Annotated in this window: 11 protein-coding genes and 1 tRNA gene; 7 read left to right on the forward strand and 5 right to left on the reverse strand. The window is 46.6% G+C overall.

Annotation, left to right across the window (positions count from 1 at the left end):
* Nucleotides 1-178: 178 nt before the first annotated feature.
* A complete protein-coding gene (locus AC9UEP_RS04745) occupies nt 179-421 on the reverse strand; it encodes a hypothetical protein (protein ID WP_509544476.1) in 243 nt (80 codons plus the stop codon).
* Nucleotides 422-490: 69 nt separating this feature from the next.
* On the opposite strand from AC9UEP_RS04745, the gene AC9UEP_RS04750 reads away from it, so the two are divergent.
* The 5 genes from AC9UEP_RS04750 to AC9UEP_RS04770 all read left to right on the forward strand — a co-directional run bounded on the left by AC9UEP_RS04750 (nt 491) and on the right by AC9UEP_RS04770 (nt 6,971).
* Nucleotides 491-1,360, forward strand: coding sequence for a right-handed parallel beta-helix repeat-containing protein (locus AC9UEP_RS04750; RefSeq protein ID WP_509544479.1), 870 nt, complete (start codon nt 491-493; stop codon nt 1,358-1,360).
* Nucleotides 1,361-1,541: 181 nt separating this feature from the next.
* The gene (gene exaC / locus AC9UEP_RS04755; RefSeq protein WP_509544481.1) at nt 1,542-3,065 is read left to right on the forward strand and encodes an acetaldehyde dehydrogenase ExaC; all 1,524 of its coding nucleotides are present in this window, start codon (nt 1,542-1,544) and stop codon (nt 3,063-3,065) included.
* 35 nt (nt 3,066-3,100) lie between these two features.
* Nucleotides 3,101-3,502, forward strand: coding sequence for a DUF779 domain-containing protein (locus AC9UEP_RS04760; protein ID WP_509544484.1), 402 nt, complete (start codon nt 3,101-3,103; stop codon nt 3,500-3,502).
* Between the two features lie 74 nt (nt 3,503-3,576).
* Nucleotides 3,577-5,019, forward strand: coding sequence for a sigma 54-interacting transcriptional regulator (locus AC9UEP_RS04765; RefSeq protein WP_509544486.1), 1,443 nt, complete (start codon nt 3,577-3,579; stop codon nt 5,017-5,019).
* Nucleotides 5,016-6,971, forward strand: coding sequence for a VWA domain-containing protein (locus AC9UEP_RS04770; protein WP_509544489.1), 1,956 nt, complete (start codon nt 5,016-5,018; stop codon nt 6,969-6,971). Before AC9UEP_RS04765 ends, AC9UEP_RS04770 begins: the two co-directional genes overlap by 4 nt.
* A 21-nt stretch (nt 6,972-6,992) precedes the next feature.
* Here the strand turns inward: AC9UEP_RS04770 and AC9UEP_RS04775 are convergent, their stop codons facing one another.
* Genes AC9UEP_RS04775 through AC9UEP_RS04785 form a run of 3 tightly spaced genes read right to left on the reverse strand, consistent with a single transcriptional unit; the run spans nt 6,993 to nt 10,659 of the window.
* Nucleotides 6,993-8,039, reverse strand: coding sequence for an ABC transporter ATP-binding protein (locus AC9UEP_RS04775; protein WP_509544492.1), 1,047 nt, complete (start codon nt 8,037-8,039; stop codon nt 6,993-6,995).
* A complete protein-coding gene (locus AC9UEP_RS04780) occupies nt 8,036-9,634 on the reverse strand; it encodes an ABC transporter permease (protein ID WP_509544495.1) in 1,599 nt (532 codons plus the stop codon). Before AC9UEP_RS04780 ends, AC9UEP_RS04775 begins: the two co-directional genes overlap by 4 nt.
* A gap of 2 nt (nt 9,635-9,636) precedes the next feature.
* Complete coding sequence (locus tag AC9UEP_RS04785; protein ID WP_509544498.1) at nt 9,637-10,659, reverse strand: iron ABC transporter substrate-binding protein; 1,023 nt, start codon at nt 10,657-10,659, stop codon at nt 9,637-9,639.
* A 139-nt stretch (nt 10,660-10,798) separates the two neighbouring features.
* On the opposite strand from AC9UEP_RS04785, the gene heR reads away from it, so the two are divergent.
* Together heR and AC9UEP_RS04795 are read left to right on the forward strand one after the other, a co-directional pair.
* Nucleotides 10,799-11,572, forward strand: coding sequence for a heliorhodopsin HeR (gene heR, locus AC9UEP_RS04790; RefSeq protein ID WP_509544500.1), 774 nt, complete (start codon nt 10,799-10,801; stop codon nt 11,570-11,572).
* Nucleotides 11,573-11,650: 78 nt separating this feature from the next.
* Nucleotides 11,651-11,733: transfer RNA gene (locus AC9UEP_RS04795), tRNA-Ser, on the forward strand.
* A gap of 222 nt (nt 11,734-11,955) precedes the next feature.
* On the opposite strand, the gene AC9UEP_RS04800 is transcribed toward AC9UEP_RS04795, so the two are convergent.
* Nucleotides 11,956-12,309, reverse strand: coding sequence for a hypothetical protein (locus tag AC9UEP_RS04800; RefSeq protein ID WP_509544503.1), 354 nt, complete (start codon nt 12,307-12,309; stop codon nt 11,956-11,958).
* Between the last annotated feature and the right edge of the window lie 153 nt (nt 12,310-12,462).

The following is a 12,462-nucleotide window of genomic DNA, read 5'->3' on the forward strand; positions in this document are numbered from 1 at the left end:
TCAGGTTCACTCTCAATCCATCAAATTGAACCACGTAACTAAACACTGACACAGTCAAAGGATCACCCCTGAGTATCTCGGGGGTGGTCTTTTAGTACCTAAGGTTTAAGAGTTAACAGATACCCAATAAACGCTACCCCCCTCACCCCTGCGAGATCCCGTACTCGAACATGCGCCTTCATAGTGCAGCGGTGTCATCGTGGAACTTGGCAATCAAGGGAGTGGTCTTAACAGAAATGCTGATTAATATGCCATTGGGGTGGAAGAACTGGTCGATCTGCTCGGTCATAGAGAGCCTGTAAATCTTTGAATCAGCGATTGTGGCTTCAAGCGTTGTGGCAGCGAGCAGAATGACCAAAGCAAGGAGCAACCGCGCTCTTCTGATGATGACAATATAGGCAGCTGGGCATTGGCTTAGCAATAGATTTAAGTGATTTTTAGGGCAAAATTTTCAGAAAGACACCTGTGCGTTCCTGTGTCAGGCTTTCGTATGCGCGTTTGGGAAATCACTGTGGCAATCGCTCTTTCCCTGCCTCTTTCAATTTCACCGGTGCATGCAGCAACGGGGGAAACTTGGGATTCTCTAACTCGAATTGATGGGGATGTCACGATTGCGGCGGGTCAAACTGTAACTGTCGCCGCTAACACCGTGATAAATGTGAAAGATGGTGCAAAAATAATTGTGGCAGGAACACTGATTGCTCCTTCAGGATTAGTTTTGGCGGGAAAAAACTGGGTTGGAATGGAGATTTCTGGCTTTGCGCGATTGACAGACTTTCAAGCATCGGGAGCAAGCACCACATTTCAAATTACGCCTTCGGGGCGGCTGGAAATTTATGGTGGAAAGATTTCGGGTGTAAAAGGTGCCAGCATTGTTGAGGGAGTGTTGGTGGCAGAGCGTCTTAAATATGACAAGGGTGATGGTGCGGGGATTGAATCAGGGTCAGGAAAGGGCAGTATTTCCATTGATCAATCAATTCTTACTGGATCTGGTCGCACTAGTGGTGATTTTTTCGCCCTGTCGGGGCTGCGATCAATCTCGCTCACTAACTCGCAAATGAGCGGTTCTCACTGTGCATTTCATGTGACCGGTGTTGACACCATGATTCTTAAAAATAACTACATCTCCGATAATGCTTACGGATTTATGATGTATGGATCATCAAAATCGGGTACCCGCAAAATCACTCGCACAACGATTACGAATAATGCATTTGGTTTTGATGAGGGAAGTGCCTCCACCCGTAATGGTGCAATTACGATTTCCCAATCTTACATAAAGGGCAATGGTAAAGATTTAGGTCTCTTTACAGGAAAGGTAAAAATTTCTGATTCACTTCTAAATAAGCCACGTCGTTAGAATAAAAAGCGTTATTTAATTCCTCCCTTCCATATAGTCCTTGTTGCTTTGCCTTTTTCGTGTGTGTAAAAGCAATTTGAAGAAATAAATAAATATTTTGAAATTTGTATTGCCAGTTTTTCGCTAGAGGTGTAATTTTCCACACGGTAGAGAAAATTTCTTTACTTGAAAGGGAAAGCACATGACCGATTACATTGCTCCCGGATTGCCTGGAAGCAAAGCTACATTTAAGGCTCGTTATGACCACTGGATTGGCGGAGAATATGTCAAGCCCTCTTCCGGAAAATACTTTGAAAATGTCACACCTGTAACAGGAAAAGTTTTTTGTGAAATTGCTCGCGGTAATGAAGCGGATATAAATAAAGCACTTGATGCTGCGCACGCAGCGGCCCCAGCTTGGGGAAAAACATCAGCAACTTCTCGTGCAATCATTCTAAATAAAATCGCAGACCGGATTGAGGCAAATCTGGAGTCAATTGCAGTTGCTGAGACTTGGGACAATGGAAAGCCCATTCGCGAGACTTTAAATGCTGATATCCCATTGGCCATTGACCACTTCCGTTATTTTGCAGCAGCGATTCGTGCACAAGAAGGTTCAGCAGGTGAACTAGACAATGACACAGTTGCTTATCATTTCTACGAGCCGCTTGGTGTTGTTGGCCAGATCATTCCGTGGAACTTTCCAATCCTCATGGCGGTGTGGAAGTTGGCACCGGCGCTGGCTGCTGGAAACTGTGTTGTCCTAAAACCGGCAGAACAAACTCCAGCATCAATCCTATTTTTAATGGAGCTGATTGCAGATCTTTTGCCACCAGGTGTAGTCAATGTTGTTAATGGTTTTGGTGTTGAAGCTGGAAAGCCTTTGGCCTCATCGCCTCGAGTAGCTAAAATCGCATTTACAGGAGAGACAACAACTGGCCGCCTAATTATGCAGTATGCATCTGAAAATATAATCCCGGTCACCCTCGAACTTGGTGGCAAGAGTCCAAATGTTTTCTTCGCAGATATTGCCGCAAGTGATGATGCTTTCTATGACAAGTGCCTAGAGGGCTTTGCACTCTTTGCCCTTAATCAAGGAGAGGTTTGTACCTGTCCTTCACGCGCTTTAATTGATGCCAAAATTTATGACAAGTTCTTGGGCGATGCGGTAAAGCGCACTGAAGCAATTGTTATGGGCCATCCCTTAGATAACGCCACCATGATTGGTGCACAGGCATCTAATGATCAGCTAGAGAAGATTCTTTCTTACATAGAAATTGGTAAGCAAGAGGGCGCAAAGGTACTAACAGGTGGATCCCGCGCAGATTTGGGCGGTGAACTCTCTGGTGGCTACTACGTGGTTCCAACGATCTTTGAAGGGACAAACTCGATGCGTATTTTCCAGGAGGAAATCTTTGGACCAGTTGTCTCCGTTACAAAATTTGATGGATACGACGAGGCGATGTCAATCGCTAATGACACTCTCTATGGTCTGGGTGCTGGTGTGTGGACACGTGATACCAACACCGCCTATCGTGCTGGGCGCGAAATAAAAGCAGGGCGTGTTTGGACCAATTGTTACCACGCCTATCCAGCAGGAGCAGCCTTTGGTGGTTACAAAGCTTCTGGTATAGGTCGAGAAAATCATAAGATGATGCTCAATCATTATCAGCAGGTAAAGAACCTGCTTGTTTCCTACAATCCAAATAAACTTGGCTTCTTTTAAAATAAAGTAGCTACGAGAAAGAGAGATACATTCATATGGACAAGCCCCCTCGCGTCGAGGTAAGTGCCGCAGCCGAAGATCTGCTGCGTACTCTTTATGCAATTCATGGCCCTTTGATGTTTCATCAATCGGGTGGATGTTGCGATGGGTCTTCTCCAATGTGCTATCAAGCCGGTGAATTCCGTGTTGGTGGCTCGGATGTGTTGCTGGCAGAACTGAGAGTGGTGGACATCCCAGAAGCAATCGGATTCTGGATGTCTGCCACTCAGTTTGAGTATTGGAAACACACTCATCTAACAATTGATGTTGTACCTGGTCGCGGTGGTGGATTTTCACTTGAATCCCCTGAAGGTATGCGATTTTTAATCCGGTCTCGTCTATTTTCAGATCAAGAGTGGGCGATATTAGAAAATGAAATTCTGCCTACGGGGCGTTGATGCCTAAAATTGTTAGCGCTGTAAATTAATTTGCGGTTGCAGGAACCCTCTGGCTCATCTACCTTGCCGTTACTATGAAACAGATACCGAAGGAACCGATCGATCTTCCAAGACAACTGGGCTTACTAATCGCTGGTGGTTATCGTGCCCGCACCGTCAAATCTGAGATCCAAGAGAATTTGCTGGCTCAGTTGCGCGAAGCAAAGGTGACGCTTCCGGGGATCGTTGGATTTGAAGAAACAGTTGGACCAGCAGTGGAAAGGGCGTTGCTGGCCGGTCATGATTTTGTTTTGCTGGGCGAGCGTGGACAGGGGAAAACTCGGCTAATTCGTAGCCTCGTAAATTTATTAGATGAGTGGAGTCCACACATCGCCGGGTGTGAAATTAACGATGAACCAACTGCGCCGATTTGTGTGCGCTGTATTGCTTTGGCTGGTGAACTGGGAGATCAACTACCAATCACTTGGCGTCACCGCAGTGAGCGTTACGGTGAGAAACTCGCAACTCCAGATACCTCTGTTGGTGATCTAATTGGAGATGTTGATCCAATCAAAGTAGCGGAAGGGCGATCACTTGGGGATCCAGAAACAATTCACTATGGATTAGTCCCTCGCACAAACCGAGGCATCTTTGCCATTAATGAGTTACCCGATCTTGTTGAAAGAATTCAAGTTGCATTACTTAACGTTTTAGAAGAACGAGATATTCAAGTGCGCGGATATAGTTTGCGATTGCCGCTAGATATGTTGGTGGTGGCAAGTGCTAATCCAGAGGATTACACAAACCGTGGTCGCATCATCACACCGTTGAAGGATCGTTTCGGTGCTGAAATTCGTACCCACTATCCGTTAGATCTTGCAGTTGAAATAGAACTGTTGCGCCAAGAGGCGGCGATACAGGCAGTTGTACCGCAACACATTATCGAAACTGTTGCTCGCTTTACTAGTGCAGTGCGTGAATCTAATTCGGTTGATCAACGCAGTGGAGTCTCGGCTCGATTCTCGATCGCATGTATTGAAGAGCTCTCAGGTGCTGCGCTGCGACGGGCGGCAATCAACGGTGAAGCTGAGCCAGTTGTGCGCATCGGTGACCTGGTCGATGTTGTTCCATCGCTACGTGGAAAAGTTGAGTTTGAACTTTCGCAAGAGGGATCTGAAGTTCAAACACTGATTTTGCTTGCCCGCCAAGCTACTGCCGCCACTTGGCGCTCACTTTTGAGTGGACAAGAGACGCGAACTTTCCTATCAAATTTGGTCGACTGGTTTGACTCTGGAAATACTTTTGAGACCTCCGACTTAGTTAGCACTAAAGCGATACTAGATACCGTAGGGCCGATGGAAGGGCTTAGCTCCTTGGTTATTGCAAGTGAATCAGGAATGGCAGAGTCTGCCGGTCTTGTTGCAGCATGTCTTGAGTTTGCAACTGAGGGATTGTGGTTGACCAGGCGCATTGATAAGAATGAACGAAATGGAACACAAACTTACGGTGGTAAAGAGACTAGTGCGCAAAGTCAATGAAGTCGCGTAAGCCATACATCTATGGCTCCTTTAGGGGCGGCCCCGATCCGCTGGCATCTTTGGTTGACGCAGGAGCTGGCGTTGATGAATTAGGCGAGCGAATTCTAAAAGGTAAGTCTGTGCAAGATGCGTTAAGAGATCTTATGCGATCTGGCAGCAAGGGCCGCCAAGGTTTAGATCAGATGTTTCGTCAAATTCGTGAGCGCTATGACAAGGTTCGTAAATCTGCATCAATGAGTGGCCTATTAGATGATTTGAAAGAGATGCTCACGGAGGCGCTCGAGGCAGAACTGGGAGCGCTATTTCCAGATCCCAGTGATGATGCTCGCTTTGCAGAGGCGATACTCGGCGCCCTGCCTGAGGATGTTCCCAATGCCATGAAAGAACTTGATAATTACCAATGGCGCTCACCCTTGGCGCAACATATTTTTGAAGAAATGAAAGATAGTTTGCGCCGCGATGTGATTGATCAGCAGTTTGCTGGGATGAGTCAATCAATAAAAGAGATGGCAACACCGGAAAATAAGGCCGCTATGGCCAACATGATGCAAGATTTAAATCAATTGCTTAGCGATCATCGCGCTGGTCGTGCCACTGCGGATCAGTACCAAGAGTTCATCGAAAAGCACAAGGATTTTTTTCCAGATGCTCCAGAAACACTAGATCAGTTCATCGATGATTTAGCTCGTCAATCAGCGGCAATGGATCGCATGCTGGCATCGATGAGCCCCGAGCAACGCGCCGAACTCATCGATGCGATGCAACAAGGGCTCAGTGACATGGGGATACAAGATCAGATGGCCGAGTTGCAAGAAAATCTCAAAGCGTTGCGACCAGAGTTTTCTCGTGGTCGTGGAACCCCCCTTAATGGCCAGGAATCTTCAGGCTTGCCGCAGGCCACGCAGGCGCTGGCCCAGATGGGGGATCTGGAATCTTTAGCAAATCAAATCGGTGGCGCCGATGAGATGGGAGATCCATCGCAGATAGATCTTGATTTGTTAGAGCGCGTTATGGGGCGCTCGCTGCGAGATGAATTAGAAGCTATGCAACAGTTACAAAAGGACCTACAGGATCAGGGATTTCTTGTAAAAAGTGAAGAATCGATGCGCTTATCTGCAAAAGCAGTTCGTCGTATCGGTCAGTCGGCCTTGACTGAAGTCTTTAAACATTTGGACAGCACGGCTCGCGGCGAGCATGAGATGCACCGATCTGGTAAATCTGGGGAGGCAACAGGAACCCACCGCTCATGGAGTTTTGGTGATGACGGTGTAATTGACGTTGTCAGAACCACGCAAAATGCAATACGCAGGCGACTTGCCACCGGCGACGCCACTTTTTTGCATCCAGATGACTTTGATGTAGCCGAGACGGAGAACCTGACAAAGGCTGCAGTTGTCTTATTAGTTGATCAATCTTATTCGATGTTGATGAATGACACTTGGGGCGCAGCAAAAACTATGGCACTTGCTCTACATTCGCTATCTTCGACAAAGTATCCGCTTGATGCGTTACAGGTAATTGGTTTTTCAAACCTTGCCTATGTATTAAAGCCGATGGATATTCCAGATCTTGAAGCAAGCCAAACCCCAGGGACAAATCTGCAACATGCACTTATGCTGGCTGGAAGATTTTTAGATAAACATCCTGGCGCTCAGCGAATTGTGATGGTGGTGACCGATGGTGAGCCAACTGCACACCTTATTGGTGATGGCCAGTGGTGGTTTAACTGGCCACCTGAGGATGAAACTATTAAATTAACAGTGCAGGCTATTGATGAGATGACCCGGCGCAAGGTTGCGATAACTTGGTTTCGCCTAGGTGATGATCCACAATTAGCAAAATTTTTAGACAATATGGCACGGCGTAATGGGGGCAAAGTTCTTGCGACCGATCCGGCAAGCCTGGGTGACTACGTAATTAGCGATTATGTGAAAAAACGAAGAACCGCTTGACTCTAAATTATAAAAAAATAATTATGAAATTTTTGGGTTTGCAAAGAACCTAAGGGGGCCAGTGTGATGAACCGAAACCTTTTCGCCTAAAATAAAATCAAAAGGTCCAGGAATTCGAACCTTTAAAACTTGCCCAGAAATATCAACGCTGACCATAGCGTCGTGGCCGTAATAATCGATCTTTGCGACCAGGCCAATGGTGGTTGCCGCCGAGAGATTGCGGTCGATTTTTATCTCTTCGGGACGAATAACTATGTGACCCTTTTCAATGGCAGAGGTGTGAGCAAGTGAATTAAAAAGGTGTGCAGTGCTGCCATCTGCCAACTTTGTGGCATCTAAGACCAAGGCATCACCTGTGCCAATAGCAGTTTCTAAGGAAATGGGAGCCGAGTACACAGCCTCAGGGGAGCCTTGCTGAATGATTTTGCCTTGACGCATGAGTGCAACTACATCGGCTGAGACAAGTGCCTCTTCGCGATCGTGTGTTACCAAGATTGCGGTGGTGTTTTGCGCGCGCAGTAAATCGATTACATCAGAGCGTAGGTCACCGCGCAGTTCGGCATCGAGGGCCGAAAACGGCTCGTCCAATAAAACAATGGCTGGCTTGATAGCAAGGGCGCGAGCCAGAGCGACGCGGGTTTGTTGTCCTCCGGAGAGTTGGCTGGGCATGCGGTTTTCAAAGCCTTGCAGCTCAATGAGAGTGAGCATCTCTTTTATTGTTTGACGGATTTGATCCTTTGTGAAGGTTGAGCGATCTAATCCAAAGGCAATATTTTCGGCAACGCTTAAGTGAGGAAATAACGCACCCTCTTGGGGAACGTATCCAAGTTTTCGCTTATGAGACGGCAGTACCAAAGATGAGAGTGAAACCAACTGCTTACCAAAGCGGATAGTTCCATGAGAGGGCGTAATTAAACCAGCGATACTGCGCAGCAAGGTAGTTTTGCCACACCCTGATGGCCCAAGCAATGCAGCGATCTGACCTTCAGCTAGTGAAAATGAGAGGCCATCAAGAACTAATTTTTTCCCTAAGGTGACGCTTAGGTGTGAAATCTCAAGCGAACTCACTTTTCACTCCTAATGCTCTCGTCGACAAATGTGCGATCTGCTTTATCAGGACGACTAATCAAAAATGTCGGCAGCGCAGCAATTATTACCAAGATTAATGCATAAGGCGCAGCTTCGTTAAATCGATTTATAGAAGCGGCTGACCAAATCTGCGTCGCCAAGGTATCAAAACCAGTTGGGCGAAGCATCAAAGTGGCGGGCAGCTCTTTCATGGCCGTTAAAAATACCAAGATAGTTCCTAGTCCAATACCGGGTGCTGCAATTGGTGCGACAACTTTTTTAATGACCGACCATTGATTCATGCCAAGAGTTGCGGCAACATCCTTAACGCTAGCCGGAACACGTGATAGCGATGAGCTCATGCTGGCTATCGATTTTGCGAGAAAGAGCAGTGCGTAGGCAAAGGCCAATAAAAATGTTGTCTGATACAAAGCTCCTAATTTAGAGCCGATCGAAACCAAGGCCAAACCGACAACCACACCTGGTAAACCATGGCCAATGGTGATGAGGCGCTGTGCGTTTCGACCAATGCCAGTTTTGGTACCCGATAAAACAGCTCCGAGCGGTGCGGATAAAAGTAGCGCAATCAAAGCACCAAAGGCTGCCACAAAAATTGTAGAAATCGATGTGCGCGCAAGTTCACTCCATTGGATAGCGACTTGATTACTGAAAAAACGGGAGATTAAAACATAAAAGGGAATAACCACGGCAACTGAGGAAAATAGCGCCAGTGATGTGATAACCGCATAGCGCAGCACTGGTTTTTTGATGAGTGAATTTTTTGTTGAATAAACTTTTACAACGTTGCTATCTGGGGTTTGTTGTTTTACTTTTTCATCTGCTAAGACCACGATGGTAGAGAAAGCAATTAGTACCAGTGAAATAACAGCCGCGGCGCTTCGATCATATGAAGCGCGATACATGTTCTGGATTGTCACAGTCAGCGTTTCCACATTTAATAGCGAGACCGCACCAAAATCGCTGATTGTGTAGAGCGCGGCCAGCAGCGCCCCCGCACTGATATGTCCTTTTACTTGTGGAAAGACTACTCGGCTAAATGTTTGCGGAATTGATAGCCCCAAGGAACGCGCCACTTCCAACTGTGCGCCATCAACGGTTCGCAGCCCGGAAAGTGTTGCCAAAATAACGTAAGGCAAAGTTGTGACAGATAAAATAAATATTGCGGCGAGCAGCCCTGAAAATTGGGGGATTAAAGCAATCCAGGTATAGGTGAAAACATAGGAAGGGATTGCAAGTGGTAGAACCGCCGGAATAATTAACAAACGGCGCATCGGCAAGCGGACAAAGTGCAGTCCGCAGGCGATAGCAACGCCTAGCACCACCGTTATTGCAACCACACTGAGCACCAGAGCAGTTGTTGTTATAAGAACTTCTAAAGTCTTCGGGCGCAACAGCAGTTGAGCAATTTCACTGACCGGCTTTTGGCTAGAGCGCACCAGCAGATACCCAATTGGAATCATTGCCAGCGCCGCAACAATCCCGACGGCACCGTTTAGCAAGGCCTTGGCTACACGCTGATTGCGTGCACCTTTAGACAGTGCTGTACGAGTGCCATCGAGAACTGTTGTGGACATTTTTACAGCAGGCCAACCTCAACCAGAAGATCCTGCGTGGTCTTGATATCACGTAAGGTTTTCAGATCAACAGTTGGAGAACCGATTTGATCTAGGGCCGGAACATCAGCTGGACCCTTTGCACCTTCGATTAGCGAGTATTCATGTGTTTCTGTCACAAACTTTTGCTGTATTGGCGCAGAAGTTAGGAAATTAATCAGATCTTGGGCAGCCTGATACTTTTTACTTGATAACAAAACACCAGCGCCCGATACATTGGTTAGATTTCCTAAATCACCGGGTGCGAAGAAGCCGATCTTGACATCAATTGGACGGCCGAGCCCCTTGCTGACTTCCCAAACATAATAATGATTAACCAATCCGATGGAGATTTCTCCCTTATCGATAGCTTCAACAATTGCACTATTTTTCGGGAAAATCTTTACACCGTTTGCTTGCAGCCCTTCTAACCAGGTCTTCGCAAACTCTTTACCCTTTGCATTAATCAACGCAGTGAGAAATGCTTGGAATGAGGCATTAGTTGGCGCAATACCGAGTTGATTCTTGTACTGACTATTTGTTAAATCCGTAAACGATTTTGGAAGATCCTTGATGCGATCTGGTGCATAAGCAAAGACGCGAGCGCGACCTGTCACACCGACCCAGTTGCGATTGGCAGCCACATACGTAGCCGGAATTGCAGAGGCGACGTCATCACTTAACTCCGTAAATAAACCGGCCTGCGCCACTGCGCCAAGGGATCCGGCATCTTGGGAGAGAAATAAATCGGCAGGGGAGTTACTTCCCTCTTCCAGAATTTGGGCGGCAAGTTCAGCGGAATCTCCGTAGCGGATATTGAGCTTGATTCCAGATTCGGTCTCCCATTGTGTGAAGAATGGGGAGATGAATTCTTCAGAACGACCCGAGTAAACGGTCAACTCAGTGACATCTTTGGCCTGGTCATTATTGGATGAGCAGCCGGTCAACAGAGCTAAAAATACTGCGGAAGCGCCAGTTAGCGCGGCAAGGCGATACTTCTTTGACATTTTTCTTCTCTCACTTGGACTGGCTACCCCCAGACTCTAGGCCAAGTTTTGCAATTACGCAACATAAGTGTTGCGTAATTAGATGAGCTGGAAATTGAAATATTCAGCACGGTATTCTGCGCTTTTCTAAGGGGGAAGTGTGAAGCCAGAGACTAAAACGGGCCAGCAATTACAGACTTTCAATAGGTGGGCAGGGCTAACTCACCTAATTCAGGCCATTGCGCTTTTCTCGATTTTAAATGATCAGACCACGATTCCCGTCATCACTCGATTCTTTACCGAGACACCTGATGGGATACGCCCAGAGAGCCAAACACTTTTCGAGTTTCCGATTGCATTCATTGGTCCAATTTTTCTTTTACTATCGGCAATCGCTCATCTCTTTATCTCATCGCCTAGATATGTGCGCAAGTACGAGATAAACATTGAGAACGGTATAAATCCTGCACGGTGGTGGGAGTATGCAATTAGTTCTTCCCTAATGCTTGTCGTGTTGATGATGCTAGGCGGTCTAATTGAAATCTCAAGTGTGGTTTTCATTTTTACGCTCAATTTCATTATGAACCTAATGGGGTTGATGATGGAGAGATACAATCAACTAACGGAGAAAACGAACTGGCTGGCATTTAATATCGGTGTCCTGGCCGGAATCGTGCCTTGGATAATGGGTGGCCTTTACTTCTGGGTATCAACTAATAACATCGCCGATTCCATTCCGGTCTATGCCCGATTCGGTTTTCTACTGACCTTCCTTTTCTTTAATAGTTTTGCAATTAATATGTGGCTGCAATATAAGAAGATCGGAAAATGGAAAAACTATGTTTACGGAGAAAAGGCCTACATCGTGTTGAGCCTGGTTTCTAAGTCGGCTTTGGGCTGGATCATCGTGCTGGGGACTTTGGGCATTGAATGAAAAACTTCTTTGGCAATTCAGGTGCCGCGATTCTTTGCCCGTCTAATAAAGAGGGTGACACTGCTGTAATCTTGCCTCGGAGGATTCGCATAGCGGCCGAGTGCGCGCGTCTCGAACACGCGTAGATGAAAGTCTCGAGGGTTCAAATCCCTCATCCTCCGCTCTTTTTAGTCCGTAGCTACTTAATTTCGTGGCTTCCTGATTCGTCGCTTGAGCTGTTCTCGAATTCCAATCCAGCCACACCGAATGCACTTAATCTCGGCGCCATTTATTTCTACAGATCGGCTAATCGGAGTATAAATCTGTGATTCTTCCTCTGCCAATGTCTCACAGCGCTTAATAATCTTAATATCATCGCCATTTTTGCAATCTGGGCATCGCACCTACCTGCTGATATGAATTGGTCTTTTTAGAATTTGCTTATTTGTTACTGTCAATACTTCGTAATCAGCTGATGCCAAGTCGCGAAGAATGTATTCAATTAGGCGAGCCAGAGCGACAGTGGTGATTTTCTCCCACTTGATAATTCGCTTGCGACGAGTGGGAAAGTAATACTTTGCACCTCTTTTATCGAGTATTAAAAGAATTTTCTCTTGAAAAGATACCTCAAAGATTTGCCCAGCCGCACTATCTCTACTCTTAAGTGTTGCTAAGGGAAATCGGCCAACAATGGTGCGAGCGGCAAATTCCTGGGTAGACAGTGATTGGCTCTCTAGATCCGATTCTTTGTCACACATAAATCTATTTTAACTGTTTTGTGGATTAGACACCTGGAAGTGTCTTTGATTAAGAGTTATCGGACACCGCAACAACCCCACCCAACACCGGCCGCGCTGCATCCGCCTCTTTCTCCAGCTTATGCAACTCATCTAATAGCGGTCCATAGCCTT

The organism is Candidatus Planktophila sp. (assembly GCF_040402315.1).
GTDB lineage: Bacteria > Actinomycetota > Actinomycetes > Nanopelagicales > Nanopelagicaceae > Planktophila.

Coding starts and splice junctions, on each gene's coding strand:
- AC9UEP_RS04750 (WP_509544479.1), top strand. CDS start 491: ATGCGCGTTTGGGAAATCACTGTGGCAATCGCTCTTTCCCTGCCTCTT.
- exaC (WP_509544481.1), top strand. CDS start 1,542: ATGACCGATTACATTGCTCCCGGATTGCCTGGAAGCAAAGCTACATTT.
- AC9UEP_RS04760 (WP_509544484.1), top strand. CDS start 3,101: ATGGACAAGCCCCCTCGCGTCGAGGTAAGTGCCGCAGCCGAAGATCTG.
- AC9UEP_RS04765 (WP_509544486.1), top strand. CDS start 3,577: ATGAAACAGATACCGAAGGAACCGATCGATCTTCCAAGACAACTGGGC.
- AC9UEP_RS04770 (WP_509544489.1), top strand. CDS start 5,016: ATGAAGTCGCGTAAGCCATACATCTATGGCTCCTTTAGGGGCGGCCCC.
- AC9UEP_RS04780 (WP_509544495.1), bottom strand. CDS start 9,634: ATGTCCACAACAGTTCTCGATGGCACTCGTACAGCACTGTCTAAAGGT.
- AC9UEP_RS04785 (WP_509544498.1), bottom strand. CDS start 10,659: ATGTCAAAGAAGTATCGCCTTGCCGCGCTAACTGGCGCTTCCGCAGTA.
- AC9UEP_RS04800 (WP_509544503.1), bottom strand. CDS start 12,309: ATGTGTGACAAAGAATCGGATCTAGAGAGCCAATCACTGTCTACCCAG.